The sequence below is a fragment of the Amycolatopsis sp. lyj-112 genome, assembly GCF_046549055.1.
Taxonomy (GTDB): domain Bacteria; phylum Actinomycetota; class Actinomycetes; order Mycobacteriales; family Pseudonocardiaceae; genus Amycolatopsis.
On the sequence record NZ_JAJPWS010000003.1, the window covers coordinates 406,452 to 431,059 of the forward strand.

Here is a 24,608-nt window from a genome sequence, read left to right on the forward strand (position 1 = left end):
TCATCGTTCGTAGCTGATCGAGCGGTCGCCACTGTCATCGTCGAGCGACCCGCTGATCCGGCCGCCCGCACCGCTGGTTTCGAAAATGCCACCCTCGACGCGGTACTGGCTCGACCCGCGCTGCGTGTCACCCCCGCCACCACCGCCGCCGGCGGCGCCACCCATCGCACCCATTCCACCCATCATGCCGCCGCCCATTCCACCCGCACTACTGGCGGAACCACCGGCACCCGCGGGAGCGGAATCCATTCCGCCCGGTGCCATGCCGAGGCCGCTGTCAGCCCCGGACGGCTGGGCCCCGCCACCGGTCTGGGCGCCGGCCTCGAGCGAACCGGCGTCGTTGAGCGAACCCGCCGAGCCACCGTCGCCCACGCCGCCGAGCGCGCCTTCGAAGCTGCCGCCGCCGCTTCCGCCGCTGGCGGTCGGCACGGTGCCGTCGCCACCCGCCGCGGCCCCACCGGAGGCCCCGGCTTCCGCGGCGATTCCTTCGCCACCGGCACCGCCGCCGACGCTGCCACCTGCGGAGGCGCCGACGTCCACACCGCCTGGCGCGCTGAAGCCTTCTCCGCCGGACATCGGGCCCTCACCCGGAGCGGGCATCGTGCGCATGCCGTCGAGCTTCTCGGGCTTCGGGTTACCGGGATCCCGGTCGTCGAGGCCGTTCGTGTCCTTGAGGTCGTCGGTCTTGAGGGCGTCGCCCGGCTTGAGCTCGGTCTTCTCACCCTTTTCGTCGAGGGTGTAGGAGGTCGGCTCGCCCTTGCCGTCGTCGACGGTCACCACGGTCGGGCCGTTCGGGCCCTGCGGCTGCTCGGCGGTGATCTTGAGGTTGCCGTCCTGGATGTGGATCTTGCCGTCCGGACCGGGCCGGTAGACGCCGTCCGCGCCGGGCTCGCCTTCCTTGACAGCACCCTTCGGGCCGAAGTCCGCGTCCTTGTCCTTCGGGTCCTTGCCCTCTTCGCCCGGCTTGCCGTCTTCGGCCTTCGGGTCGTCGAAGTCGAGCTTGTAGTCCTTCTCGTTGCCCTTGCCGTCGTCGACCTTGATGTCCATTTTGCCGTCCTTATCCGGCTCGGACATCTCGATCTTGTTGTCGCCCTTCTCGACGGTCATGGTGTCCTGACCGTCGAGGCCGTCCTTGATCGCCTCGCCGGTCGCAGGGTCGATCGGGTACGGCTTTCCGGTCGCGGGGTCCATCTCGAGCGGCTTCCCGGTGACCGGGTTCGTCCCCTCGGCGGGCTTGTCCTCGGGCCCGGGCGCTTCCGGGACCGAAGCCGCCGGCGGCGTGCCGCCCCCACCGCCGGGAGGCGTGCCACCTCCGCCACCGGGAGGCGTGCCGCCCCCGCCACCAGGCGGGGTTCCACCGCCGCCACCGTCGTCGACAGGCGGCTTTTCAGCGGGAGGCTTTTCGGACCCGGCCGCCGGGAACGGGTTGGTGTAGTCCTCCATGAACCGCGAAAGCTCGTGGTACTGCGTGTTGATCGTGTCGGTCGCGTTCTTGCAGAGCTTCTTGAAGTTCTCGTACCGCTCGCCGAATTCCTTGGCGAACGAACCCGTCAGCCACTGCTTCGCGGCCCCGATCGCGTATTCCTTGTTGCCGTCGTTCAGGTCGCAGTCGTCGGAACGCAGCCGCGAAGCGAGGTTGTTGCCCGGGCACTGCGAATCGAGCCAGTACGCGATGTCGAGGAGCTTTTCCTTGGAATCGATCTTGCCGTTCGCGACTTCGACGACCTGCTTCGCGAGATACAGCGGCGCCGTGGCGACCTTGTCGACGCGCAGCTTCAGCGTCTCGTCGACCTTCAGCTTGAGCGCGCTGTAGATCTTGTCGACGGTCGAGGGCACCAGCTTGACGACGCCGTCCATCTGCGCGATGAGCTCCTGCGCGTCCGGCTGGATGCGCTGCTCGTACTTCACCTTCGCGGCGGTCGCGCCCTCGCCCTTCCAGTCATGGAAGAGCGTGGTCAGCGCCGAAGTCGCGTCGGTCCGCGTCGTCTCGACCGCCTTCTTGGCGTCGGCGACGTCTTCGACCTCGTCGAACATCGCCTGGAAGTTGATCTCGCGGTTTTCGTGGAACTTGTCCCAGATGTCGGTCTTGTAGCTGATCTCGTGCGGCTTGTCCGGCATCTTGTTCCAGACCTGCTCGGTCCAGTCCGAGAAGAAGTCCAGCGCCGGGTTCCCGAGATCGAGTACCTGGTCGGATTTGGTCGTGGAACCACCGGCGGCGGGCCGCGCCATGGAGTCGAGGTCCTTGTCGGCCTTGGCTGCGGCCGTCTTCTGCTGCTTGTCCGCGGTCGAGTTCGCGTCACGCTCGGCGATGGCCTTTTTGTAGGCCTCTTCCCTGTTGCCGAAGGGATTCAGCAGGGCGTCTTTGGTGCCCTGCGTGATGTAGGGGTCGTTCTGGATTTCCTCGATCTGCTTAGCCGTCGGTTGGCTCATTACTGGGTCCCCGCCTTGTTCGCGGCCGCGGCGTTCGCCTGGTCGGATGAGGTGTAGCGGGTCGACGCGGTGCTGACCCCGCCGGCGAGCTGCGTGAGCTGGCCCGCATAGCCCTTCATCGCGTCAGAGATGGCGAGAATGCCGGTCGCATAACCCTTTTGGTGGTCCTTGTGCACCCGGCCGAAGTCCGCGGGTTGCACCTGGGTCGGCCCGACCTTGCCCGCCTCGGACGTCGTGTTCTCAGCCGCTCGATCCAAGGACGTCGACGCTGTGAGCATCGCCTCTGAATCGGCTTTGTAGCCCCCGTCCGGCATGGCCGGTGCCCCCTTCATCCCGCTGTATCCGCCTGCTTGACCTACCTACGACGCACGCGAGTGGCGTCAGGTGCCGTCGCATATGCACACAGAATGTACCCACCGGTCATCCGGACCGCAGGGACATTCACACCTTTGCTAACTCAAACGATTACGGCGCAAGAAGCCTGGTAGACCACGTTTTCGGGGCTTGGCACCCGCTTCGACGGCTTCGGCGAGAACGGTCGCCGCGCCTCGGATGTCGACAAGGCGGTCGAGCTCGTCGAGATCGATGTCGATACCGAACTCCACTTCGACGGTCGCCAGGAGCCGGACGCGGCGCCGGGAGTCGACCCCCATCTCGGCGAAGGGCGTGTCCTCGTCGATGGTGTCCGGATCGACGTTGAAGGTTTCGCAGACGAGGGCCTTGATCTCGTCGACGTACTCGCTCCCGTCAGCTGCCATGGGGCGATTCTGTCCCATGCGCCGTCCAGTACCGCGTTCTGGCCGCGGAACGCGCGACCTTGCCGCTGGAGGTGCGGGGCAGCCCGCCGGGTTTCACCAGAAGGAAGGCCTCGAGCCGCACGTCGTGCCGCTCGGCGACGGCACGGGTGGCCACCCGCTCGACCTCGTGTTCGTCGAAGTCGGACGCCTTCCGCGCGCGCTCGGCGACCACGACGACGCCCTCGCCGTCGTCGAGGTCGACCGAGAACGCGGCGATCCGGTCGGGCCCGAGGAGGGGGTGCGCGGCGGCGGCGGTCTCCTCGATGTCGTGCGGGCTGTGGTTGCGGCCGTCGATGATGATCAGGTCCTTCAGCCGTCCGGTCACGGACAGCCTTCCGTCCCTGATCGACCCCAGGTCGCCGGTGCGGAGCCAGCCGCCTTCGCCGTCGAGTTCGGCGTCGAACACCTCGGCCGTCAGCTCGGGGCGCCGCCAGTACCCGGCCCCCACGTTGGGCCCCTTCACCCAGATCTCGCCCAAGTCGACATTCGCGGGCAAATCGCGATCCGCCGGGTCGACGATGCGGACCCGCTGGCCTCGGGGCCACCCGATCTCGACAACCTCGCGGCCGTCCACTTCGGTCAGCACCGGGCCGTCCGCGTCGCCGCTGGCGACGTAGACGGTCGCCTCGGCCAGCCCGTAAGACGGCCTGAAGGCACCCCGAGGGAAGCCATGGGGCTCGTACGCGTCGAGGAACCGCCGGACGGTCGCCGCGCGGACCGGCTCGCTGCCGCTGAGCGCGATCGCCACCGTCGAGAGGTCGTACTCGGCGCGCTTCGATTCCGGCACAGCCTCGACCACCAGGTCATACGCGAAGTTCGGGGCCGCGGTGAGCGTGTTCGGATACGACGACATCAGCAGCAGCCAGCGCTCCGGTCGCCGGATGAACTCCAGCGGCGAGATGAACACCGACCGGCCGCCGCTGTGCAGCGTCCCCGCCAGCAGTTGCGCGAGCCCCATGTCGTGGAAGAAGGGAATCCAGCCGACGCAGGTGGTGCGCTCGTCGACGTCGTAGGCGTCGCAGATCTGCCAGCACGAGGCCGCGAGGGCCCGATGCGTGATGATCACACCGGCGGGTGATCGCGTCGTGCCGGACGTGTACTGCAGGTAGGCGGGGTCTTCGGGCGCGACCGGCGCCGGCGCGGACGTATCCGCCGGATCCAGCGCCAAGGTATCGACGGCGACGATCGCGCGCGGCGCCGGGACAGGCTCGGCCTCGGCGAACTCCGTGAGCCGCCCGACCAGGGCCTCCGACGTGAGCCAGATGTCGGCGTCGCAATCGTTCAGGACGCCGACGAGCCGCTCGCGGTGCGCGCGGACGTCCGGCGCGGACAGCGGCACCGCGACAGCCCCGGCGTAGAGCGCGCCGAAGAACGCGACGACGTACGAGAGGTCCTGTCGTGCCGTGATCGCGACACGGTCCCCCGGCTGGACCAGCTCGCGCAGCTTCGCCGCGACAGCGCGTACGTGAATGAGGAGTTCGGCCCAGGTCAGCGTCCGCTCGACGAGGTCGTGCCGGTTCGAGCAGTCGAGGTGCGTGTATGCCGGGCGCGTGACGTCGGCGCGCTCGAGAAGGCGCCGGACGAGCGGGGTCCGCAGAACGTCCTCGGGGACTTCTGGTGACGGATTTGGTGACACGGGCACATCCTCCGGCCGCGGCCTGGGCATCATACGAACGTGGACGACTTCTTCGTGCTGGACGATCCGGCGGACCGCGTCAAGGCCCTGCGCGACCGCGAGCTCAGCTCGAACCCGGGCGGTGCCGCCGCCGAGACGCCGAATCTCCTGCTGATGGACGGCGCGGACCATCGACGGCTGCGAGCGGTCGTCAAAGAGGTGATCGCCCTGGTCGAGCCCCTGCCCGACGAGGTGCTCACGGACGTCCGGATCGCGATTTGGGGGCTAAAGTCGCGCTCTCGGTTCGATCTGGTGACCGATTTCGCCAGGCCGGTGGCGGCCAGGGTGACGACGGCGGCGCTGGGCGCGGTCGAGCCGCTCGACGAGAAACTGCTGACGAACCTGTCCGAGACGGCCGCGAACCTGGACGTCTGGTCGGGGGCGCCGGCCGGAGCCGACACCGCCGCGCTCAGAGTGGCGATGTTCTTCCTCAAGGCGACGGCCGTCGAGGGCGGCGGGCTGGCACTGCTCCGCGAAGCGCACGAAGCGGGCCGGATCACCGAAGACGAACTGATGATCACGCCGGTGATGCTCGCGCACGCCGCGTACGAGAACTCCATGAACTTCCTCGCCCTCGCCGGTCTCGAGCTACTACGCCGTCCGGATCTCCTCGACGACGTACGCGGCCTGATCCACGAAGTCGCCCCGACCCGCTTCGCCGCCCGCCGCGTGATCGCGCCGTTCTCTTTGTCCGGCAAGGACTTCACGCCGGGCGACAAGCTGGCCATCCCGCTGGGCCCCGGCGCCGAACTCGCCTTCGGCCTGGGCCGCCACACCTGCCCCGGCTCGCGGGTCGCGGTCTCCGAGGGCGAAGTGGCGCTCCGTGCCCTGGCCGAGATCCTGACTCCCGGCCACGTCGTGGAAGACGTGCGGTACAAGACGCACGCCGTCTTCCACGGCGTCGAGCGGGCCATCGTCGCGCTGCGAACCTGACGGCTCAGGTCGCCAGCCAGTCTGTGTCGGCGAAATCGTCGTCGTCGCCCCGTCCGGCCGCGCGCCGATGCCGCCCGGCGGGTCGTGCCTCGGGCTCGGGAACCGGAAGCGGGGGTGGCGGAGGCGCCTGCGGTTCGGGAGCCGGCGGCCGGTAAGCGACCGGCGGCTCGTCGGCCGCCCGATACCCGGCTCGGCGCTCGTTCTCCGCGTCGTCCTCCTCGAACCCGAAGTCGCCGTCGTCCTCGACCTTGTCGCCGACGGTCGACTCGGTCGCCCAGCCGCCCGCGGCCTCGGCCCGCCGCTTCTGCTCACGCAGCGCGTCCAACGCCGCACCCGTGTCCTGCTTGAGCTTGTCTTCCGCGGCCCTGCTCTCCTCGACGGCCTTGGCCGCCCGCTGGTCGACCAGGTACATCCGGTCGCCGTTCTCGCGCTCCAGCCCGGCCAGCTTCTGCCGAAGCCGCGCGAGATCCTCTTCAGGATTCACGTTCCCTCTCCCTGGCCGCTAACGGAAGCCGATGACGCCATCGTCGTCGAGCGAGCCGCTGATCCGGCTGCCCGTCGTCGCGGTGTCGAAAAGCCCTCCGTCGACGCGGTATCCGCTGGACGTGCGCTGCTGGTCCTCGCCGGAACCCTGCCCGGCTCCGGCCCCTCCGCCGCCCATCATGCCCATGCCGCCCATCATTCCCGCCCCGGCCGCCGCCGGTTCCTGGGCTCCCCCGCCAGGCGCCGAGCCGAGCCCGGTCGGCTGCGCGGGAGTGGCCGCGCCACCACCCGTCCCAGCCGGGTCGGATGCGTCACCGAGGCCGTTGTCCTCGCCGGCGAACGGGTCGCTCAAGGACTGGGCGCTCGTCGATTCGGAACTTCCGTCCGCCGCCGCGGCATGCCTGCCACCCGCCTGGGCGGGGGCGTCCGGACTCGCTTGACGGACGTCGGCTTCCTCGTCTTCGGCTGTCTCGTCTTCGCCGAGGGTGTACTTCGTCGGCTGCCCCGACCCGTCGTCGACGGTCACCAAGGTCGGCCCCTCCGGGCCTCCCGGGCGTTCCGCGGTGATCTTGAGGCCGCCGTCCTCGATGTGGATCTTGCCGTCCGGCCCCGGCTGGTAGGTCTGGCCCGCGGTCGGTCGCGAAGCCGCCTGCTGATCCAGCCGCTCCGCGGTGTCCCGATGCACCAGGCCACCGGCCGCTTCCCCGGTTCCGGGGACCGCCTTGCCATCCCCGAAATCGAGGTCGTAGTCCTTGGCCTGACCCGCGCCGTCCTGGACGGAGATCTCCATCTTCCCGTCGGCGCCGGGCTCGGCCAGGGAGATCTTGCGGTCACCTTGCTCGACCGTCATCGTCTCGGGCCGGGTGGCGTCCTTGATCGCCTCGCCGGTGCGGGGATCGATCGGATACGGCTCTCCCGTCACCGGGTCGACGTCGAGCGGTTTGTCGGTGACAGGGTTCTTCTCCTGCCCCGGCATTTCAGGAGGTTCGGGCTGCTTGTACTCGACGGCGCTCGGCGGGGGCATCTGTCCACCGCCGCCCATTTTCCCGCCGCCACCGGTGGAAGGGCCACTGCCGCCGGTGTCCTTTTCGCCGCCTCCCTTTTCGACCGGCTTCTCGCCGCCTGTCTCGGGAGTTTCACCCAAATCGCCATAGGGGTTTTCGGCGACCTGACCGAGCGAATCGGAGTACGCCTTCCACGCGCCGTTGATCGCGTCGCGCGTGTTCTGGCAGACCAGTTGGAAGTTTCCGATGTGTTCGGCGAACCAAGGAACGAAGGCTTCCTTGAGCCAGCTCTTGGCCTGCTTCTGTATTTCGTTTCGGGCTTCTTCACTGAAAATGAATTCGTCGGTGGAAAAGCCCAGGATGGGGATGGCCAGCATGATGTCGGCCGGCCCGCCTTCGCCCTTGGCCAGCCGAATGAGGCCCGCGATGTGGTGAACGGTGGCTTCTCCCACCGTCTCGGTGAACCACCGCTGGAGCCAGCCGACCTTGTCCTGACAGAACCGGCCGAGTGAACCATTGACGCGAAGCAGTCCTTCGCTCGCCGCTTTGAATGCGTCGGCGACCAGCGCGGTCTTGTCCGCATAGGCCTTCTGATATGTCTGCGCCTGTTCGGCCGCGATGCCTTCCCAAGACCCCAGTGAGGACTTCAGCTTTCCCGACACATCGCCGGCCGAGCCACTGATCGCGGTGCTCACGGCCATCAACTCGTCGGCACTGGCCTTGAACAGATCGAACGGAATGTTGTCCTGTTCATGGTAGAGCCGCCGGAGTTCCTCGAGCGAAACCACGGCGCCACCGCCGACCAGGTGCACCGCCTGCACGTACAGCGGATGGAAGTTCTCGTAGACCTTGAAGGCCGCAAGTCCCGGATTCAGGATTTCGTTCGAATTCGCGCAGCCGGGATCAGTTTCGGTCGCCCGTCCGGCGATCTCCTGGGTCTTGGCGGCTCCCTCGTCGAGGGTCTTCCGATCGGTCTGCTTGTTCGCTTCCTGACCCTTGTCGTACGCGGCCTTCGCGTCTTTATAGGCGTCCAAGACAGAATAGGCACTACCGCTGTTGCCGTTCAGATCGTCTTCGGTGATCCAGTTGTCGTTGAGAGACTTGAGGTGACTCGCGTATTCCTGGCGCGACTTGACGTCGGGGAAATCGTGATTCAGCGGCTTGTCGTCCCGGAGGTGATCGATGTATTGGAGCGCGAGCCTGCGCTTCAACTCCGACTCGACGCCCGGGTCGTTGAGGATCTGCTCGACGTCCTGCTTGGCGGGCATTCCAGACGACGTCTCACTGCCGAGAGCCATCAGTGCTTCCTCATTTCACCGGCGCTCGCGTCCTCATTGGACTGATAGAGGTCCTTGGACGCCGCCAGTTTCCGGCCGAACTCGTCGGACGCCGCGAGGTAGCTCCGCGCGCACTTCGCCAGCCGCTGGATGCCCTCCGAATATCCCTTGAAGCAATCCTTGTGCGCCGGCCCGAAGCTGTCACTCGTCAGGGTGACCTGCTCCACCGCCGCGATCGGCCCCTCGCACGCCTGCTTAGGCAGATCCTGCAGAACCTTGGCAGCCTCGTTCAGCTGCGCAGGATCGACCTTGTGCCCTTTGCTCGTCACCCTTCACCCTCCCCTGAGTGCCCGCGTCCAGTCCATGATCAGACGCGGGCGGCGCCGTTTCGGTGCCGTGACCCGCACACGGAATGTACCGGGCCGGTAACGCGGGCGCAGCGACTTCAGAGGATCGTGAGACGCCTTACGAGGCGGAGGAGACGACTCCCGCGAGCCTGTCCGCGGCCGCCTGTGCGGTGTCGTGCGCGGGCGCCTCGACCATGACGCGGACCAGCTGTTCGGTGCCCGACGGGCGCAGCAGGACGCGGCCCTCTTCGCCGAGTTCGGCCTCGACGGCATCGACGGCATCGCGGACGGCGACCGAGACGGCGACCGCCGCCTTGTCCGCCACGGGGACGTTCACCAGCACCTGCGGGAGCCGGTTCATCACACCGGCGAGGTCGGCGAGCGACTTGCCGGTGACGGCCATACGGCTCATCACCCGCAGCGCGGTGAGGAGGCCGTCGCCGGTGGTCGCGTACGCGGGGAGGACGACGTGGCCCGACTGCTCGCCGCCGAGGGCGAAGCCGCTCGCGCGGAGCTCCTCGAGGACGTAGCGGTCACCGACGGCGGTGGTGACGATGTTGATCTCGTGCGCGCGCATGGCCAGGTGCAGGCCGAGGTTGCTCATCACGGTCGCGACCAAGGTGTTCTTGGTCAGTTCCCCGGACTCGGCGAGCGCGAGGGCGAGGACGGCCATGATCTGGTCGCCGTCGATGAGCTCACCCGAGGCGTCGACGGCGACACAGCGGTCGGCGTCACCGTCGTGGGCGATCCCGAGGTCGGCGCCGTGCTCGACGACGGCCGCGCACAACGCGTCGGGGTGATTCGACCCACAGTGGTCGTTGATGTTGACGCCGTCCGGCTCGGCGTGGATCGCGATGACCTCGGCGCCGGCCTTCCGGTAGACCTCGGGGGCGACGACGGAAGAGGCGCCGTTGGCGCAGTCGACGACGACGCGCAGGCCCGCGAGCGGGTGCGGGGTGGCCGTCAGCAGGTGCTGGATGTAGCGCTCACCCGCGTCGGCGACGTCGTGGACGCGGCCGACACCGAGACCGGTCGGGCGGGCGACGGGCTCGGAGAGACCGGCCTCGATCTCGTCCTCGATCCCGTCGGGAAGTTTGTGGCCACCTGCGGCGAAGAGCTTGATGCCGTTGTCCGGCATGGGGTTGTGGGAGGCGGAGATCATCACGCCGAGGTCTGCTTCGAGCGTGCCCACCAGGTAGGCGACGGCGGGCGTCGGAAGGACGCCGAGGCGGAGGACGTCGGCGCCGGCGGAGGTGAGACCTGCCACAACGGCGGCCTCGAGCATCTCACCGCTGACGCGCGGGTCACGGCCGACGACGGCGACCGGGCGGTGCGAGCGGTCGTGAGCGGCGAGGACTCGGGCCGCGCTGGCCGCGAGCGAAAGCGCCAGCTCCGGGGTCAGCTCCTCGTTGGCGAGGCCTCGTACGCCGTCGGTACCGAATAGACGAGCCATCTGTCGACCTCCTTGAAAACCACCACGACAACCTAGCGAGTTCACGCCCGTGTCTCCCCATACCCCCGGATCGCCTTTCGCGGGCAAATCGCGACGCGCGGAGCGCGATTAGGCAGCTAAAGGCGCACGCGTGGGGCAGGTGGGACCGATGGGGCAGCAGGGCCCGTGAGAACGGCGGGACCCTGGAAGCACGGAAGCGCCCATCCGAGAGACGGATGGGCGCTTCCGTGGGTTGCGCCAGAGCGCGAAATCAGCGCTTGCTGTACTGCGGAGCCTTACGGGCCTTCTTGAGGCCGTACTTCTTCCGCTCCGTGGCGCGAGCGTCACGGGTCAGGAAGCCGGCCTTCTTCAGGGCCGGGCGGTCGTCGGCGTCGACCTCGACGAGCGCGCGAGCGATCGCGAGGCGGAGCGCACCGGCCTGGCCCGAGATCCCGCCACCGTGCAGGTTGGCGAAGATGTCGAACGAGTCGGGCTTGTCGACCGTCACCAGCGGCTCACGGATGAGCTGCTGGTGCACCTTGTTCGGGAAGTACTCCGCGAGGGTGCGGCCGTTGAGCTTGAACTCACCGGTACCGGGAACGACACGCACCCGGACGACGGCCTCCTTGCGGCGGCCGACGGTCTGGGCGTTGCCACCGGCGGCACGCGACGGGCGCGCGGCGCCCGGCGTCTCGCTGGTCGCGACGGCTTCGACCGGGGCCACTGCGGTTTCGGTGGCCGCGGGGGCCTCCGAGACGGCGGGGGCTTCCGTGGTCGCGGGGGCCTCGACGGCCTCGGTCGCGGTCTCGGTGCTGGTCACAGACTGTTCCTCACTCACTGCGCGACCTGCGCGATCTTGGTGATCTCGCGCGCCTGCGGCTGCTGTGCGGCGTGCGGGTGCTCGGGGCCTGCGTAGACCTTGAGCTTCTTCCCCTGGGCGCGGCCGAGCTTGTTCTTCGGGAGCATGCCCTTGACGACCTTCTCGAGCAGGTGCTCGGGCTTGGTGTCGAGCAGCTCGCCGAAGGAGCGCTTGCGCAGACCACCGGGGTAACCGCTGTGCCGGTAAGCGAACTTCTGCTCGCGCTTGTTACCGGTGAGCGCGACCTTCTCGGCGTTGACGATGATGACGAAGTCACCGGTGTCCACGTGCGGAGCGAAGGTCGGCTTGTGCTTGCCGCGCAGCAGCGTGGCGACCTCTGTCGCGAGCCGGCCGAGCACGACATCCTCGGCGTCGATGACGTGCCAGGCACGAGTGACGTCGCCGGGCTTGGGGCTGTACGTGGGCAAGGGTCTACCTCGTCGTCAACATTGCGTGTGGGTTCTGTGCGGGCCTAGCGCTTACGCGCCGCAGCGCACAACGACATATGAAGATACCCCCACGCCCGACCCGCCTGCGAAGCGGGGTAGGTCCGGGGTCCCATACTAGGGCCGGCGCCCGGCGGGCGCCTCGCAACTGTACCCCGCCGGTGTGGCGGAACCGCCCACGGCATCGGCCTTGGCGGGAGAGGATGAGACGATCCGGACGCGCACCGCGCGCGGGGACTCGATTCAGGGGAACGGCGATGAACAAACGGCCAACGACCATCTTGTGCGTGCTGGGCGCCGTGCTGGCGCTCACCACCGCGTGCGGCCAGGCACGTGCCGGCAGCGCCGTGCCGAAGGGCGACGACGCGGCGACCTACGTCGGCACGAAGTTCGAAACGGCGATGAACAAGCTGCAGGACACCATCGGCGATCTGCGTGACGTCACCAGCGAATCGGGTGCCTACTTCCGGTTCGACGAGAAGTACATCCGCAGCACGATCAGCGCCGCTCGCACCGGTTCGCCGGAAAGCCGGGTCAGCCGCCACCGTTCGCAGAAGAACCCGGACGAGAGCATCGACTGGTACACCCCGGCCGACGGGACCGTCGAATACGCCTACCTCGGGCCCGCCTACAAGAGCCTCGCGCCGACCCCGTGGATTTCGATGCTCAAGCCCGCCGCCGGTCTGGTCCAGCCCTGCGCGTGGAGCGGGATCATCACCGCCTGCAAGATGGCCGACGCGATCGCCGTCGCCTACAACGCGGACAAGAAGATCGTGAAGGGCGCCAGGAGCCTTCCGGAGAAGCGGATCGAGCTGACCGCCGACGTCCCGTTCGGCAAATTCCTCGAGCGCCGGGTGGAGATCCTCCCGCCGTCGATCAGCGGCGCGATCACCGGCGAGTTGAAGAAGGCGCCGGTGAAGACCACCGTCTCCCTCAACGCGGACGGCACCCTGAACCAGATCGTGATGGACGCCAAGATCGAGGGCGGCGGGCACAAGGTCGAGCTGCGCTACGACTTCCGTTTCACCGGCAAGGCGAGTTCGCAGGACATGCCGAAACTGCCGGCCGACGCCGCGCAGATCACCGTGCTCCCGGACAAGGCCGCCCGGGACGATTTCTACCGCCGTCTCGACGCTTTGAACGGTGTCTGAGCGATGACCGATTCTCTGAAGTCCTTGACGCCCCGGGGTGACCACCGATGAGCCAGCCTCCCGAACAGCAGCCGCACCAGCCACAACAGTGGTGGCAGCCGCCGGCGAATCCCGCGAACCAGCACCAGGGCGGGCAGGCCACCGGGCCGCATTCCGGTCAGTGGCAGCAAGCCGACCCCAACGCGGCGGCCACCGGTTCCTACACCGGGCAGTGGCAGCAGTCCGCGCAGCCGGGCGTCACCGGCTCGTTTTCCGGGCCGTGGCAGCAGACCGGGGCTCCCGCGCCGGGCACCGGATGGCAGCAACCCGGCCAGCCGCCACAGCAGCAGCCCGCGCCTCAGCAGGATTGGCAGGCACAGCACCAGGTTCCGGGCACGCCTCCGCAGGGGCAGTACGGCGGAGGATTCCAGCCGGCACCGTCCTCGCAGTACGGCGGACTCGGCGCGTTCGGCGGCGAAACCGGGAAAAAGCCCAAGGCGTCGAAGAAAACGTTGCTGATCGGCGGAATCGCCGCGGCCGTCCTGGTCGCGGGCGGCGTCGGAGCGTGGCTTCTCGGCGCGTTCGCCGGGGACACCCTCGACCAGAAGTCGGTCCAGGACGGCGTCGTCCGGGTGCTCAACGAGAATTACGGTGAACCGGACGTGAAGAACGCGAAATGCCCGTCCGGGCAAGCGGTCGAAAACGGGACCACGTTCGACTGTTCCGTCGAACTCTCCGGACAGCAGAAGAAAGTCACCGTCCGGGTCCTGAACACCACTCCGGAATTCGAGGTCGGTGCCCCGCACTGACCAGCGTGGAACGGCGAAAGCCGCGGCCGGGAACCGCATTCCGGGCCGCGGCTTTTTTCGTGCGGGCAAAACGAAACGGCGGGCCCGACACCCGAAGGTGCCTGCCCGCCGCTGTTCGTTCGGAGCCGGAAGACTCAGAACAGGCCGGTAACGCCCTGCTCCGTGGCCTGGTAGCCGTCAGCCAGCTGCGGCAGAACGCCGGCGACCTGCGCCAGAAGCTGCTTGAGCTCGTCGAACTTGTTGTCCCACTCCTGCTGGGCGGCCAGGTACGCCGTCTTCGCGTCACCGTCCCAGGTGTTGACGAGCGGCGAAAGGTCCTGCTTCAGCTGACCAAAGAGGGCTTCGAGCTCGCCGCCAGTGGACTTGCAGTCGTCGGCAGCCGCGTGAATCGTGGCATAGTCGACCTTCATCTCGGCCATGTTTCCTCCAGTGAGATAAGAAAAAAGTCTTGGTTAGGTGAGGGTGGAGCCGTGATCAGCCGAGCACGCCGAAGCCGGAGTTGACCGACTTGATGAGCTCCTGCTGCTGCTGCTCGGAGGCGTTGTACTTCGAACCGGCCTGCTCGAGCAGGTCACCGATGTTCTGGAGGGCCTGGTTGAGGCCCTTACCCGCGGTGTCGAAGCGGTCCATGACGTTCTTGAACGCGAGCGCCGCGTCGCCGGACCAGCCGGCGCGGGTGGCTTCGATGTTCTCGCGAAGCTTGCCCAGGTTCTGGTCCATCGAGACGCGGACCTCGGTCACGCGCTTCTCCGCCTCGGTGAACTGTTCGACGCTTCCCTGAAAACCAGCAGCCATGAGAGCTACCCCCTTCGTTCGTGGTTATCCGCACTGGGTGTGTTCGTTTCGTACGGACCTACGACGGAGACATTGCCATGCCTGGTTCCGCCTTGTCGCGGTTTACTTTCAAGTAGTTGCTTGCGTGAACGCTCCGGAGGGGAACCGAACGACGGCAACGCTTCGCGCCACCGCGAATCACCCTCGAAAACGGCCCCTCACCACGCGATTTCGCAATCGCACAGCGATCTGTCAATCGCCGCGCATCATGATTCGCGACTGCGAAAAGTCCTCGTCGTCATCACTCACACGTGGCCTGCGGGGAGCAGGTTCCGGCCGAGGGGGAACCAGATCGGCGGCCGGCGGCAGCGTGGGGACCGGTAAACCGGTGCCCGCACGGAACCGCTTGGCGGCGTTCCGGACGACGCTCGGTGTGGGAGCGGTGTCAGCGCCCGCCAGCCGTCCTTTGCCGAACTGCTTCGCCAGATCGGCGTTCTCGCCCCGGCGGCGTTCGTAACGTGCTTTGGCCGTGCGGGCGACCTGACGGGCATAGGTGACCGCGTCGCGCCCTGTGCGCGCGAAGTTCTCCGCGGCGGTCTCGGGTTCGGGTGGCATGATGCTTTGCCTCCCCCTTCAGGTGACGACCACCATCGTTTTGACGACCTGCTCACACGCGGCGCTCACCCGCTTTTCCAGCGGCGAGCCGGTGCCGTACTGGCAACCGATGTGGACGCGGACCTTTCCTTGGGCGACGACGTACCAGTCGACGCGCGCTCTTTCCTTGGTCTCGCGGTAGTAGACGACCGTTTTCCCAGCGTAGGTCGCGGAACCGTTGAAACCACTGTATTTCGCGGGTTTGGCGGCTGCCAAGGCGCTCAGTTCGTCGACGAGTTTTTGCCTGTCCGCGGTCGCGTCGTAGTCCATCACGTTCTCCTGGGCGACCACGAGGTCGTCCCCGGTGAGCGAATCGCTCGGATGGATCACCACCTGGCGGTCCGCGACGCGATCGTCGGTCTGCGTCCAGTCCAGCGGCGCGATGAAGCGGTAGTCGTATTGGGCGAGCGGCCTGCCTTCCGGTTCGTCCTCCCCGCTGTTGACCGCGAAAAGGACTCCGCCGACGACGGCCGCCACGACGGCCACGGCCCCGGCGATGAGCCACGGCGTCCTGCGGGACTTGCCGCCGCGCTCGGCGGGCGTCCGGTCGCGTGACGGCTCGGCGGGCCGCCACGGCGGCGGTGCCCCTTGCTGCTGCCCTCTCGGCGGCGACGGCGGCCCCTGCCGACTTGCGTTCTGCGGGCTGAACGCGACCTGCTGCTGTCGAGGGCCGGGAGGCGGGGCGAACGGCGGGCGGGGGGTCTCGGCGGGCGCGGGGGCACCGCCGAGACGGGAGACGGCGGAGCCGGCCAGGGACCCCGTCCGGTCCGGGTCGATCAGGACCGCGCGCAGCGCGCCACGCGCCACCACGGTCTCGGGCTGGTCCAGCGTCGTGGGCACGACACCGGTCCGCTCGTGCACGAGCCGCGACACCATCGGGATCCGGCTGGACCCGCCCACCAGGAAGATCGCCGTCAGCTGTTTCGGTCGCAGCCCTGATTCGCCGATCGCGGCCACCGTGAGCTCGACGGCGCGGCCGAGCGGGCCCGCGATGATCCGCTCGAGGTCCTCCCGGGTCACGTGGGCGTCCGCGAACGGCGGCGGCATCGGGACGTCGGTGTACGCATGCCGCGACAACGTTTCCTTCGCACCGCGGACGTCCTGCCGCAGCACGCGGCGACGCCTCCTGTCGGTGAGCTCGCGGCCTTCGACCAGCTTCCGCCACTCCGGAGGGTCGACGGACGACACCAGGGAGCCCACGTGTTCGAGCAGCGCCTGGTCGACGTCGGCCCCGCCGAAGCTCGGGTCTCCCCGGGTGGCCAGCACCTGGAACCCGGCGCGTTTAGCGGGCGAACTGCGATCCGCCGGGCTGCCGGGCATGCGCTGGACCACGGAGACGTCGACGGTGCCGCCACCGAGGTCGAGCACCGCGAGAGCGTCGCCGGGGCGGCCGCTGAACTCGACGGTGCGCTCGGAGTTGAGTTCGGCGGGCGCGAAGGTCGCGGCGTGGTAGACCGCCGCGGCGACCGGCTCCGGCACCAGGGCGACCTGACGGGCGAGCCCGGCCGCCGCCTGCCGCAGCAGCCGGGTCCGGGTCGCGCCCCAATCGGCCGGGTGGGTCAGCACCAGCAGCTCGACCTCGGCGTCACCGGCCAGCCGGCGCGCCTCGGTCACCGCTCGCTTGAGCACCGCGTTCACGACGTCGGTCACGCGGAGGACGTTGTCGCCGAGCAACAGGTCGCCCTCGTCGATCCGGCGCTTCGGATTCGGCTCGTAGCGCGACGGGTCCACCGCCGCCTGCCGTTCCGCCTCCTGCCCGACGAACAGCGTCCCGTCCGGCGCGGCGTAGACCGCCGACGACATCAGAGGCTGCCCGTCGACCACGACGACCTGCGGCTCGCGGCCGTTGATCGAAGCGACTACGCAGGTGCTCGATGTCCCGAAGTCCACCGCAACCCGCACTGTCACAAGCCACTCCCACAGATCGTCGTCGTCACCCCACGCCCCGCCGGAACCTCACTGGGCTCCGCGGGACATCAGTCCGGCTGGATCCACGAGACCTGCATGAGCTGCTTGCCGTGCTTCCGGGTCACGAGGTTGCCTCGGCCCGGCGGCATCTGGCTCGGCTTGACGTTGGAGACCAGGGCACCTTCGTCGCGCGAGCCGTTCATGACCATACCGGGCGCCGCGATCTCCCTGAGCTTGCCGAGGATCGGGTCGAACATCGCCCGTGCCGCGCCACCACTGCGGCGCACCGCGATGACGTGCAGACCGACGTCCTTCGCCTGCGCGAGGAACTCGGTGAGCGGCTTCAGCGGGTTGCTCGTCTGCGTGGCGACCAGGTCGTAGTCGTCGATGATGATGAACAGCTCGGGACCGGTCCACCAGGACCGGGTCTTCAGCTGTTCCTGCGTGACGTCCGGGCCGGGAAGCCGCCGGGTCATCGACCCGTGGACGTCCTTGATCATGCTGTCCAGCTGTGCGCCGGACACCGCGTAACCGAGCAGCTGGTCCCCGCCGACGAAGCCGAGCATCGTGCGCCGGTAGTCGACGAGGATGATGACACCCTCCTGCGTCGTGTACCGCTCGGTGATACCCCGAGTGATCTGCCGCAGCAGGTTCGTCTTGCCCGACTCGCCGTCCGCGAACGCGTAGAAGTGCGAATCGGCGGCGAAGTCGAGATAGATCGGCTGGAGGTCTTCCTCGTTGACACCGATCGGCACCAGCTTCGAGTTGCGCTTGGTGTCGATGGCGAGCACCTCGTCGTAGGTGACCATCTCGGGCAGCAGGCGGACCTGCGGCGCCGGACGGCCCCGCCACGCCGCCTTGATCTTCACCACCGCGTCGGCGACGCCGGCCGCGAGGTCGTCCGGATTGCTCGATCCATCGATCCGCGGGAGGCCGGTGAGCAGGTGCAGCTTGTCCCTGGTCAGACCACGGCCGGGGCGGCCTGCCGGGACGTTCACCGCGACCCGGCGGTCGATGTCCGACTCGCTCGGGTCACCGAGACGGAGCTCGAACCGGGTACCGAGCATGTCCTTGATCGCCGGGCGGATGTCCGCCCACCGGTTCGCCGAGATCATCACGTGCACACCGAAGGAAAGACCCTGGGTGGCCAGCTTCGTGATCGAGGTTTCCAGCTCGTCGAAGTCGTCCCGCAGTGCCTTCCAGCCGTCGACGATCAGGAAGGCGTCACCGAAGGCGTCGTCCTCGGGCTTGATCTCGCCGCGCCGCTTGCGGTTGCGGAACTCGTTCATCGAGTCGATGCCCAGCGCCCCGAACCGGCCTTCCCGCTCGGTCAGCAGGGTGGTCAGCTCGGCCACGATCCGGCGGGCCTTGTCGGGCTCGCGCCGGGCGACGGCGACACCACCGACGTGCGGCAGGCCCTGGAGAGCGGCCAACGTACCGCCACCGAGGTCGAGGCAGTAGAACTGCGCCTCTTCGGGGGTGTGGGTCAGCGCCATCGACATGATCAGCGTCCGGAGCATGGTCGACTTGCCCGACTGCGGGCCGCCGACGAGCACACCGTGCCCGGCGGCGCCGGAGAAGTCGGCCCAGAGCAGGTCACGGCGCTGCTCGTACGGCCGGTCGACGATGCCGAGCGGCACCTGCATCCGGCCGTTGCCGAAGAAGCCGACCGGGGAGAGACCGCGATCGTCGGTGGGGTTCAGGTTCGGCAGCAGCGTGTCGAGGGAGTTCGGCTCCTTCAACGGCGGGAGCCAGACCTCGTGCGCGGGCGGGCCCTGGCCGATCAGCCGCGACACGATCACGTCGAGCTCGCTGGGCTCGACGGCCTCTTCGGGTTTGGCCTGTTCCTTCGGCGCGGCCTCGATCTGCTGCGGTTCCGGTTCCTTCGGCAGTTCGACGAAGTCCGGGACGAACAGCTGAGGACGCTTGTCCGCGCGCACCACGGTCGCGGCCGGTCCGGCGGCCTTGATACCCGCGGGCCGGTACGGGCCCGAGACATACGAGGCCTTGAAGCGGACCAGCGTCGAGGTGTCGTACTTCAGGAAGCCACCACCGGGGACCGACGGCAGCTCGAACGCGTCGGGCACGCCGATCGCGGCGCGGGATTCCGCGGCGGAGAACGTCTTCAGGCCGATCCGGTAGGAAAGGTGCGAGTCGAGACCGCGCAGCTTGCCCTCTTCCAGCCGCTGCGACGCGAGGAGCATGTGCATCTGCAGCGACCGGCCCAGCCGGCCGATCGCGACGAACAGGTCGATGAAGTCCGGCTTCGCGGCCAGCAGTTCGGAGAACTCGTCACAGACGATGAAGAGCGCGGGCAGCGGGTCGAGGTCGGCGCCGTTCTCGCGGGCCTTCTCGTACTCCCAGACGTTCTTGAAGTTACCGCCGTTCTTCAGCGCTTCCTGACGCCGGTTCATCTCACCGGCCAGCGCGTCCTTCATCCGGTCGACCAGCGTGACCTCGTCCGCGAGGTTCGTGATGACCGCGGAGACGTGCGGCGCGGCGTCCAGACCCATGAACGTCGCACCACCCTTGAAGTCGACGAGGACGAAGTTGAGCGTGCTGGAGGAGTGCGTGGCGAGCATGCCGAGCACCAGCGTGCGGAGGAACTCCGACTTACCGGAACCGGTCGCCCCGATGCACAGGCCGTGCGGGCCCATGCCCTCCATCGCGGCTTCCTTGATGTCCAGCTCGACCGGCTGGCCGTACTCGCCGACACCGAACGGGACGCGGTAGCGGTCGCGCACCGGGCGGGGCCGCCAGGCCTGCTGGACGTCGAAGGTCATCGGGTCGCCCGGGATCCCCAGCAGTTCGAGCAGGCCGGGGTTGGACAGCAGCGGCTCTTCCTCGCTCGCGTCCTGCGCGGCGGTGCCGACGCGGTACGGCGCGAGAAGTCGTGCCAGCGCTTCGGCCTCGACCACGCTCAGCGTGTCCGGGCGGCCGAACCACTCGACGCCGCCGGCGCTGCGCGCGCCGAGGCGGTCTTCCTCGACGACCAGCCGCAGGCCACGACGGGCCGCGAGGTTGCCGATGGAGTCGGAAAGGTCGATCAGGGTGACGCCGACGAGACCCTCCTCGAGGATGATCTGTTCCTCGCGGGTGACCTCCGCGTCGTCGACGATGATGACGACGTGCGGCTGGTCCGGTGCGGGCGTCGCGTTGCGGGAGAACCGCTGGCGGTCACGGAACTCTTCATCGAGCCACTGCTCGATCTGCGTGAGGGAGCCCGCCATCATCCGCAGCTGGCCGATACCGTCGGCGAGCGCCGGGTGCTGGGCGTGCGGCAGCCACTTCGCCCACTCCCACTCCTCCTTGGCGCGGCCCGCCGTCGCGACCGCGATGAGGACGTCGTCGGGGCTGTGGAAGGCGACCAGCTGAGCCAGCATCGCCCGGGTCAGGCCACGGGTCAGGCCGCGGTCGCCCTGCATGCTGACCGCGGCGAACCCGCGGAGGGTGATCTGGGTCGGCAGATCCGGGACGATCGAGTGCGCGCGGACGAACCGGCGCAGGGCCAGCGTCGCGATCGGCTCCAGTTCGTCGACCGGGCCGGTCTGCGGCGGCACGAGCCGCGTCGCGAGACGGTGCGAACTGCGGCCGACGCGGAGGTGGAGGAAGTCCTGGTCGTTCTGGCGGCGTTCCCACATGCGGCGGCTCGCGGCCAACGACCACAGGGTCTGCGGGTCGGGGTGGACCCACTCGAGCGCGGCGCGCTGGTCGACCATGGCCTCACGGGCCCTGTCGCGCATCTGGCCGAGGTAGCGCAGGTAGTCCTTGCGGTCCTCGTCCATCTCGGCCTTTTTGGCGCCGCCGCCCTTGCCCGCGCCACCGGCCATCATGCCGACGGTGCTGAGCACCATCATGCCGCCCATCATCATCATCATCGGGTTGCGGCCACCCGTGGTGAACATGAAGACCATCATCCCGAGGGAAGCGACGATCATCACCGCCGGAAGCAGCTTCATGACGACGTTGCCCGGGATGGTGCGCGGCACCTCGGGCGGCGGTTCGAGATGCACCTCGCCACCCGGCGGGCGCGGCGCCGCCAAGCGCGGTGACTTCTTGAACTGCAGCGTGCTCATCGAAGGACCCCTCTTCAAACTCGACGATGGCGGCCACCGTGGTGCGCGTACTGGTGCGCGAGACAACTTATCGAACGTGACCGGTGAAAATCCGGACAACGCCGAGAACGACCCCGACCGGGGCCGTGCGCATGCTCGGGAGTGTAGGGCTCCGGGCCGACAGTCCCCAACGAACCCGCAGGCCGCCGACCCCGGGAAGTCGACTTTAGCGGCCTAAGTGCGATCCGGCGGCCATCGGAGCCCCCGACATGCTTAGGGACGCTACGCGTCGCGATTTGGGGGCTAAACGCAAGTCGTGGGCGCCGGAGGGAGGACGTCGCCCGAGTCGGGTGGCCTACTTTTGCCGGTCTTTTTCCGACAGTCGATGATGTGGGCACCCGGGTTCGGTATAGGTTCCCCCGGGAGCAGACTCTCAGGGCAGGGGGAAGAGCAGTGGCAACGGGCACGACGGTATTCAGCAGGGTGACGGTGGTCGCTCCACGCACCCGGATCGACGTGGCTTTGCCGGCTGACGTCGCGGTGGCGGATCTGCTGCCCATGTTGCTGGAAATGGCGAAGGAGGCGACGCCCGACGGCGGCGCCCGCCACGGCGGCTGGGCTTTGGCGAAGCTGGGCGACGCTCCCCTCGACCCGAGCCGGACGCTCGCGTCCCTCGGCGTGGTCGACGGCGAACTGTTGCAGCTGCGCAAGCGCAACGAGAACCCGCCGCCTCCGCTGTACGACGACGTCGTCGACGCGATCGCCGAGTCGTCCCCGGACAGCTTCCGTCCCTGGACGAAGGAGACGGCGCGCCGCTTCGGGCACGTCGCGGGCGGGCTGGCGCTGGTCTTCGCGGCCATCGCACTGTTCACCAGTGGCTCGTTCTACGGCGGCAACGCGCTCGCCGCCGCGATCGCCGGCGGTGTCGGCGCCATCGCGTGCGTCGCGATCGGCGCGACCTTGGGCAAGGCCTACAAGGCCGAGGCGACCGGGGTCCTGATCGCCGCGACAGGCGGCCTTCCGCTGGCGTTCGTCAGCGGGTTCTACATCGTGCCGGGACTCTCCCTCTGGGCGAACCTTCTGCTCGCGAGCGCGCTGGTGATCATCGTGGCGGCGATCTGCATCCTCGTCATGGGTCACGGGATCACCACCTTTATCGCCGCGGCGACGACGGCCACGATCTCCGCGCTGACGTTCCTGGTCGCGACGTTCGTCGACACCCCGATCGCCGGTATCGCCGCCGGTGCGACGGCGTTCTCGCTGGCCTGCATCTCGATTCTGCCGCGCGCGACCATCAAGCTCGCGAACCTGCCGACGCCGCACGTTCCCGGCAGCGCCGAGGAACTGAAGGAAGACTCGGGCTTCCCGGATTACCGCGCCATCGAGCGTCGCACCGCGGTCGCCCACGAGTACATGACCGGTCTGCTGACCGGGTGCGGCGCCGCGACGGCCCTGTTCTCGATCATCGCCTCGACGTCGCCGTCGGTCTTCGGCCCCATTCTCGGTGTCATCGCCACGCTGGTCCTGCTGCTGCGGGCGCGGGCGTACGCGAACGGCGCGCAGGCCATCGCGCTGCTGACCACCGGAATGGTGTCCGGCGCGGGGATCCTGCTCGGCTGGATGTGGGCGGCCAGCCCGCTGAACCGCGTCCTGTTCGTGTTCGGCGCGCTGATCGTGATCGGCGCCGGCGCGCTCGTCGTCGGGGTGATCTTCCCGAACAAGCGTTTCTCGCCGCCGCTGCGGCGGACCGTGGAGATCTTCGAGGCCATCTTCATCGCGACGGTGCTCCCGCTGGCGCTCGGCGTCATGGATCTCTACACCACGCTGCGCCACCTCAACTTCAAGTGACGACCCGATCGGATGATGTTCTGATGGCACCAGCGCGGAAGTCCAGGGGGACGCGCGTCCGCCGAACAGGCCTCGCCGGTCGTACCGGAACGGTGCTGCTGGCGGCCGGTATCGGCGTTCTGTCGCCGGCGTCGGTCGCCCTGCCCGCTTGGGCGCAGCAAAGCAGCGTCGCTCCGGAGGCCGGGGGCTACTTCGCGACACCGCCGCCGGTCGACCCCGGCTCGCTGCCGTCGGACGACGGCAAACCGGACAAGACCTACGAACAAAAGACCTCATGCGTCAAGCGCAGCGAGCTCGACAAGGGTGTCGAACTCAAGAACAGGCCTTGGGGCCAGGACTACCTGCAGATCGACACGGTCCACAAGCTGATGCGCGGCGCGAACAACAGCGTGGGCGGCGGGGTCACGGTCGCGGTGATCGACACCGGCGTCACCCCGCACCCGTTCTTCCAGGGCCGGGTCGAGTCCGGCGGCGACTACGTGGGCCCCAGGACGAACAACACCCCTGAAGGGCTCGAAGACTGCGACGGCCACGGCACCGAGGTCGCGGGGATCATCGCCGGGAACCCGCCTGATCCGAGCACCGGCTTCAAGGGCGTCGCACCCGACGCCAAGATCCTGTCGATTCGGCAGTCGAGCCAGAACTACGAGGTGAAGAAAGAGGACACACCTCCGGCGACTTCGTCGTCCGGTGCTCCTCCCGGTTCTTCCTCCTCCGCCCCGCCTGGATCCCAGCTCCCGCCGCAGTCGAACGGGGCCGTCGGCGGCCGTCCGGCCGACGCCGACGGCACGGCCCCCGGCCAGGACAAGGGCAGGCAGCAGGAACAGGGCGGCACGGCAGGGACGTTGACGACGCTCGCGAAAGCCGTGATCAGGGCGACCGACAAGCAAGCCAAAGTGATCAACATGTCCGTCGACAACTGCCGTGCGGCGACCGGCGCGATCTCCAAGGGCGAGAAGGAGCTGCAGGCGGCTGTGAACTACGCCGTCGAGCGCGACGTGGTCGTCGTGGCGGCTGCGGGCAACGTCAGTGAGAACTGCCCGCAGAACGACCAGGCCGACCCGAACATGCCGAAGATGATCGTCACCCCGCCCTGGTTCGCCGATGACGTGCTTTCGGTCGCCGCCATCCAAAAGGACGGCAGTGTCGCGGACTTCAGCGTGCACGGCCCGTGGATCAGTGTCGCGGCGCCGGGAACGGAGATCATTTCGCTGGACCCGGCCGCAGGCTCGGACGGCTTGGCGAACCTGACCTTCGACGGCAGCGGCAAGCCCGGGGAAATCCAAGGGACCAGCTTCGCGGCGCCGTACGTCGCCGGTGTCGCGGCCTTGGTGCGGGCGAAGTTCCCCGATCTCAAGGCCCGCGCCGTGATGGAGCGGATCAAGGCGACGGCCCAGCACCCGGCGGCGCCGGGTGGCCGGGACAACTTCGTCGGCTTCGGTGTCATCGACCCGATCGCCGCGCTCACCGCGAGCGTGCCGGCGGAGAAGGCGCAGCCGGTGCAGTTGCCGTCGGACATGCCCCCGGCGGACGACCGGGCAAAGACGCCCATGATCGTCGCGCTCGCCGGCACCGGCGGCGGCCTGGTGGCGCTGCTGATCACGCTGTTCGTCGTGCACTCGATCCGGCGGAACCGGGCGGTCGCGACCCCCGGGCGCAAGACCCCGTAGACCTGCGTTTCGCGGCCTAATCGCGCTCCGGCGTAGCTGTCCCAGGACGGCCACCGGATCGCACTTAGGCCGCTAAA

The 24,608-nt window shown here is 68.5% G+C and carries 20 protein-coding genes; 5 read left to right on the plus strand and 15 right to left on the minus strand.

What is annotated here, in order from left to right; translation table 11 throughout:
* From ACLJRL_RS13945 to ACLJRL_RS13960, 4 genes are all read right to left on the minus strand, one after another.
* Complete coding sequence (locus ACLJRL_RS13945; RefSeq protein ID WP_410656559.1) at window positions 1-2,430, minus strand: hypothetical protein; 2,430 nt, start codon at window positions 2,428-2,430, stop codon at window positions 1-3.
* Window positions 2,430-2,687, minus strand: a complete 258-nt coding sequence (locus ACLJRL_RS13950) for a hypothetical protein (RefSeq protein WP_410656560.1) — start codon at window positions 2,685-2,687, stop codon at window positions 2,430-2,432. The genes ACLJRL_RS13945 and ACLJRL_RS13950 overlap by 1 nt, the downstream gene beginning before the upstream one ends.
* 195 nt (window positions 2,688-2,882) lie before the next feature.
* Entirely contained in the window at window positions 2,883-3,188 is a 306-nt protein-coding gene (locus ACLJRL_RS13955) for an acyl carrier protein (RefSeq protein ID WP_410656561.1), read from the minus strand.
* Entirely contained in the window at window positions 3,178-4,863 is a 1,686-nt protein-coding gene (locus ACLJRL_RS13960; protein WP_410656562.1) for a fatty acyl-AMP ligase, read from the minus strand. The genes ACLJRL_RS13955 and ACLJRL_RS13960 overlap by 11 nt, the downstream gene beginning before the upstream one ends.
* 39 nt (window positions 4,864-4,902) lie before the next feature.
* On the opposite strand from ACLJRL_RS13960, the gene ACLJRL_RS13965 reads away from it, so the two are divergent.
* Window positions 4,903-5,835 (plus strand): cytochrome P450, encoded by a 933-nt coding sequence (locus ACLJRL_RS13965; RefSeq protein WP_410656563.1) that lies wholly within the window; start codon window positions 4,903-4,905, stop codon window positions 5,833-5,835.
* A 4-nt stretch (window positions 5,836-5,839) separates the two neighbouring features.
* On the opposite strand, the gene ACLJRL_RS13970 is transcribed toward ACLJRL_RS13965, so the two are convergent.
* From ACLJRL_RS13970 to rplM, 6 genes are all read right to left on the minus strand, one after another.
* On the minus strand, window positions 5,840-6,319 hold the full coding sequence (locus tag ACLJRL_RS13970; protein WP_410656564.1) for a hypothetical protein: 480 nt from the start codon (window positions 6,317-6,319) through the stop codon (window positions 5,840-5,842).
* Window positions 6,320-6,337: 18 nt separating this feature from the next.
* Window positions 6,338-8,620 (minus strand): hypothetical protein, encoded by a 2,283-nt coding sequence (locus ACLJRL_RS13975; RefSeq protein ID WP_410656565.1) that lies wholly within the window; start codon window positions 8,618-8,620, stop codon window positions 6,338-6,340.
* Window positions 8,620-8,928 (minus strand): type VII secretion target, encoded by a 309-nt coding sequence (locus ACLJRL_RS13980; protein ID WP_410656566.1) that lies wholly within the window; start codon window positions 8,926-8,928, stop codon window positions 8,620-8,622. Before ACLJRL_RS13980 ends, ACLJRL_RS13975 begins: the two co-directional genes overlap by 1 nt.
* Before the next feature lie 136 nt (window positions 8,929-9,064).
* Entirely contained in the window at window positions 9,065-10,399 is a 1,335-nt protein-coding gene (gene glmM / locus ACLJRL_RS13985) for a phosphoglucosamine mutase (RefSeq protein ID WP_410656567.1), read from the minus strand.
* A gap of 250 nt (window positions 10,400-10,649) precedes the next feature.
* Complete coding sequence (gene rpsI / locus ACLJRL_RS13990; RefSeq protein ID WP_410656923.1) at window positions 10,650-11,102, minus strand: 30S ribosomal protein S9; 453 nt, start codon at window positions 11,100-11,102, stop codon at window positions 10,650-10,652.
* Between the two features lie 110 nt (window positions 11,103-11,212).
* Complete coding sequence (gene rplM, locus ACLJRL_RS13995; RefSeq protein WP_101612195.1) at window positions 11,213-11,665, minus strand: 50S ribosomal protein L13; 453 nt, start codon at window positions 11,663-11,665, stop codon at window positions 11,213-11,215.
* A 275-nt stretch (window positions 11,666-11,940) separates the two neighbouring features.
* Here rplM and ACLJRL_RS14000 point away from each other — a divergent pair, with 275 nt between their 5' ends.
* Window positions 11,941-12,834 carry a hypothetical protein gene (locus tag ACLJRL_RS14000; protein WP_410656568.1) on the plus strand — a complete coding sequence of 298 codons (894 nt, stop codon included), beginning with the start codon at window positions 11,941-11,943 and terminating at the stop codon, window positions 12,832-12,834.
* 47 nt (window positions 12,835-12,881) lie between these two features.
* Window positions 12,882-13,622: a DUF4333 domain-containing protein gene (locus ACLJRL_RS14005; protein ID WP_410656569.1), complete on the plus strand. Its 741-nt coding sequence runs from the start codon at window positions 12,882-12,884 to the stop codon at window positions 13,620-13,622.
* A 134-nt stretch (window positions 13,623-13,756) separates the two neighbouring features.
* Here ACLJRL_RS14005 and ACLJRL_RS14010 read toward each other — a convergent pair whose 3' ends face one another.
* From ACLJRL_RS14010 to eccCa, 5 genes are all read right to left on the minus strand, one after another.
* On the minus strand, window positions 13,757-14,041 hold the full coding sequence (locus tag ACLJRL_RS14010; RefSeq protein ID WP_410656570.1) for a WXG100 family type VII secretion target: 285 nt from the start codon (window positions 14,039-14,041) through the stop codon (window positions 13,757-13,759).
* A 55-nt stretch (window positions 14,042-14,096) separates the two neighbouring features.
* Complete coding sequence (locus ACLJRL_RS14015) at window positions 14,097-14,417, minus strand: WXG100 family type VII secretion target (RefSeq protein ID WP_410656571.1); 321 nt, start codon at window positions 14,415-14,417, stop codon at window positions 14,097-14,099.
* A 231-nt stretch (window positions 14,418-14,648) separates the two neighbouring features.
* The gene (locus ACLJRL_RS14020) at window positions 14,649-15,011 is read right to left on the minus strand and encodes a hypothetical protein (RefSeq protein WP_410656572.1); all 363 of its coding nucleotides are present in this window, start codon (window positions 15,009-15,011) and stop codon (window positions 14,649-14,651) included.
* 18 nt (window positions 15,012-15,029) lie between these two features.
* The gene (locus ACLJRL_RS14025) at window positions 15,030-16,958 is read right to left on the minus strand and encodes a type VII secretion-associated protein (RefSeq protein ID WP_410656573.1); all 1,929 of its coding nucleotides are present in this window, start codon (window positions 16,956-16,958) and stop codon (window positions 15,030-15,032) included.
* A 68-nt stretch (window positions 16,959-17,026) separates the two neighbouring features.
* A complete protein-coding gene (gene eccCa / locus ACLJRL_RS14030) occupies window positions 17,027-21,034 on the minus strand; it encodes a type VII secretion protein EccCa (protein WP_410656574.1) in 4,008 nt (1,335 codons plus the stop codon).
* A 462-nt stretch (window positions 21,035-21,496) separates the two neighbouring features.
* Between eccCa and eccD the strand changes: the two genes are divergently transcribed.
* Window positions 21,497-22,861 (plus strand): type VII secretion integral membrane protein EccD, encoded by a 1,365-nt coding sequence (gene eccD, locus ACLJRL_RS14035; RefSeq protein ID WP_410656575.1) that lies wholly within the window; start codon window positions 21,497-21,499, stop codon window positions 22,859-22,861.
* 23 nt (window positions 22,862-22,884) lie between these two features.
* A complete protein-coding gene (locus ACLJRL_RS14040; protein ID WP_410656576.1) occupies window positions 22,885-24,531 on the plus strand; it encodes a S8 family serine peptidase in 1,647 nt (548 codons plus the stop codon).
* Window positions 24,532-24,608 lie beyond the last annotated feature (77 nt).

What these genes read in the sequence shown, in the direction of transcription:
- ACLJRL_RS13945 (WP_410656559.1), bottom strand. Translation starts at nt 2,430, where the DNA reads ATGAGCCAACCGACGGCTAAGCAGATCGAGGAAATCCAGAACGACCCC.
- ACLJRL_RS13955 (WP_410656561.1), bottom strand. Translation starts at nt 3,188, where the DNA reads ATGGCAGCTGACGGGAGCGAGTACGTCGACGAGATCAAGGCCCTCGTC.
- ACLJRL_RS13975 (WP_410656565.1), bottom strand. Translation starts at nt 8,620, where the DNA reads ATGGCTCTCGGCAGTGAGACGTCGTCTGGAATGCCCGCCAAGCAGGAC.
- glmM (WP_410656567.1), bottom strand. Translation starts at nt 10,399, where the DNA reads ATGGCTCGTCTATTCGGTACCGACGGCGTACGAGGCCTCGCCAACGAG.
- ACLJRL_RS14000 (WP_410656568.1), top strand. Translation starts at nt 11,941, where the DNA reads ATGAACAAACGGCCAACGACCATCTTGTGCGTGCTGGGCGCCGTGCTG.
- ACLJRL_RS14005 (WP_410656569.1), top strand. Translation starts at nt 12,882, where the DNA reads ATGAGCCAGCCTCCCGAACAGCAGCCGCACCAGCCACAACAGTGGTGG.
- ACLJRL_RS14010 (WP_410656570.1), bottom strand. Translation starts at nt 14,041, where the DNA reads ATGGCCGAGATGAAGGTCGACTATGCCACGATTCACGCGGCTGCCGAC.
- ACLJRL_RS14015 (WP_410656571.1), bottom strand. Translation starts at nt 14,417, where the DNA reads ATGGCTGCTGGTTTTCAGGGAAGCGTCGAACAGTTCACCGAGGCGGAG.
- ACLJRL_RS14020 (WP_410656572.1), bottom strand. Translation starts at nt 15,011, where the DNA reads ATGCCACCCGAACCCGAGACCGCCGCGGAGAACTTCGCGCGCACAGGG.
- eccCa (WP_410656574.1), bottom strand. Translation starts at nt 21,034, where the DNA reads ATGAGCACGCTGCAGTTCAAGAAGTCACCGCGCTTGGCGGCGCCGCGC.
- ACLJRL_RS14040 (WP_410656576.1), top strand. Translation starts at nt 22,885, where the DNA reads ATGGCACCAGCGCGGAAGTCCAGGGGGACGCGCGTCCGCCGAACAGGC.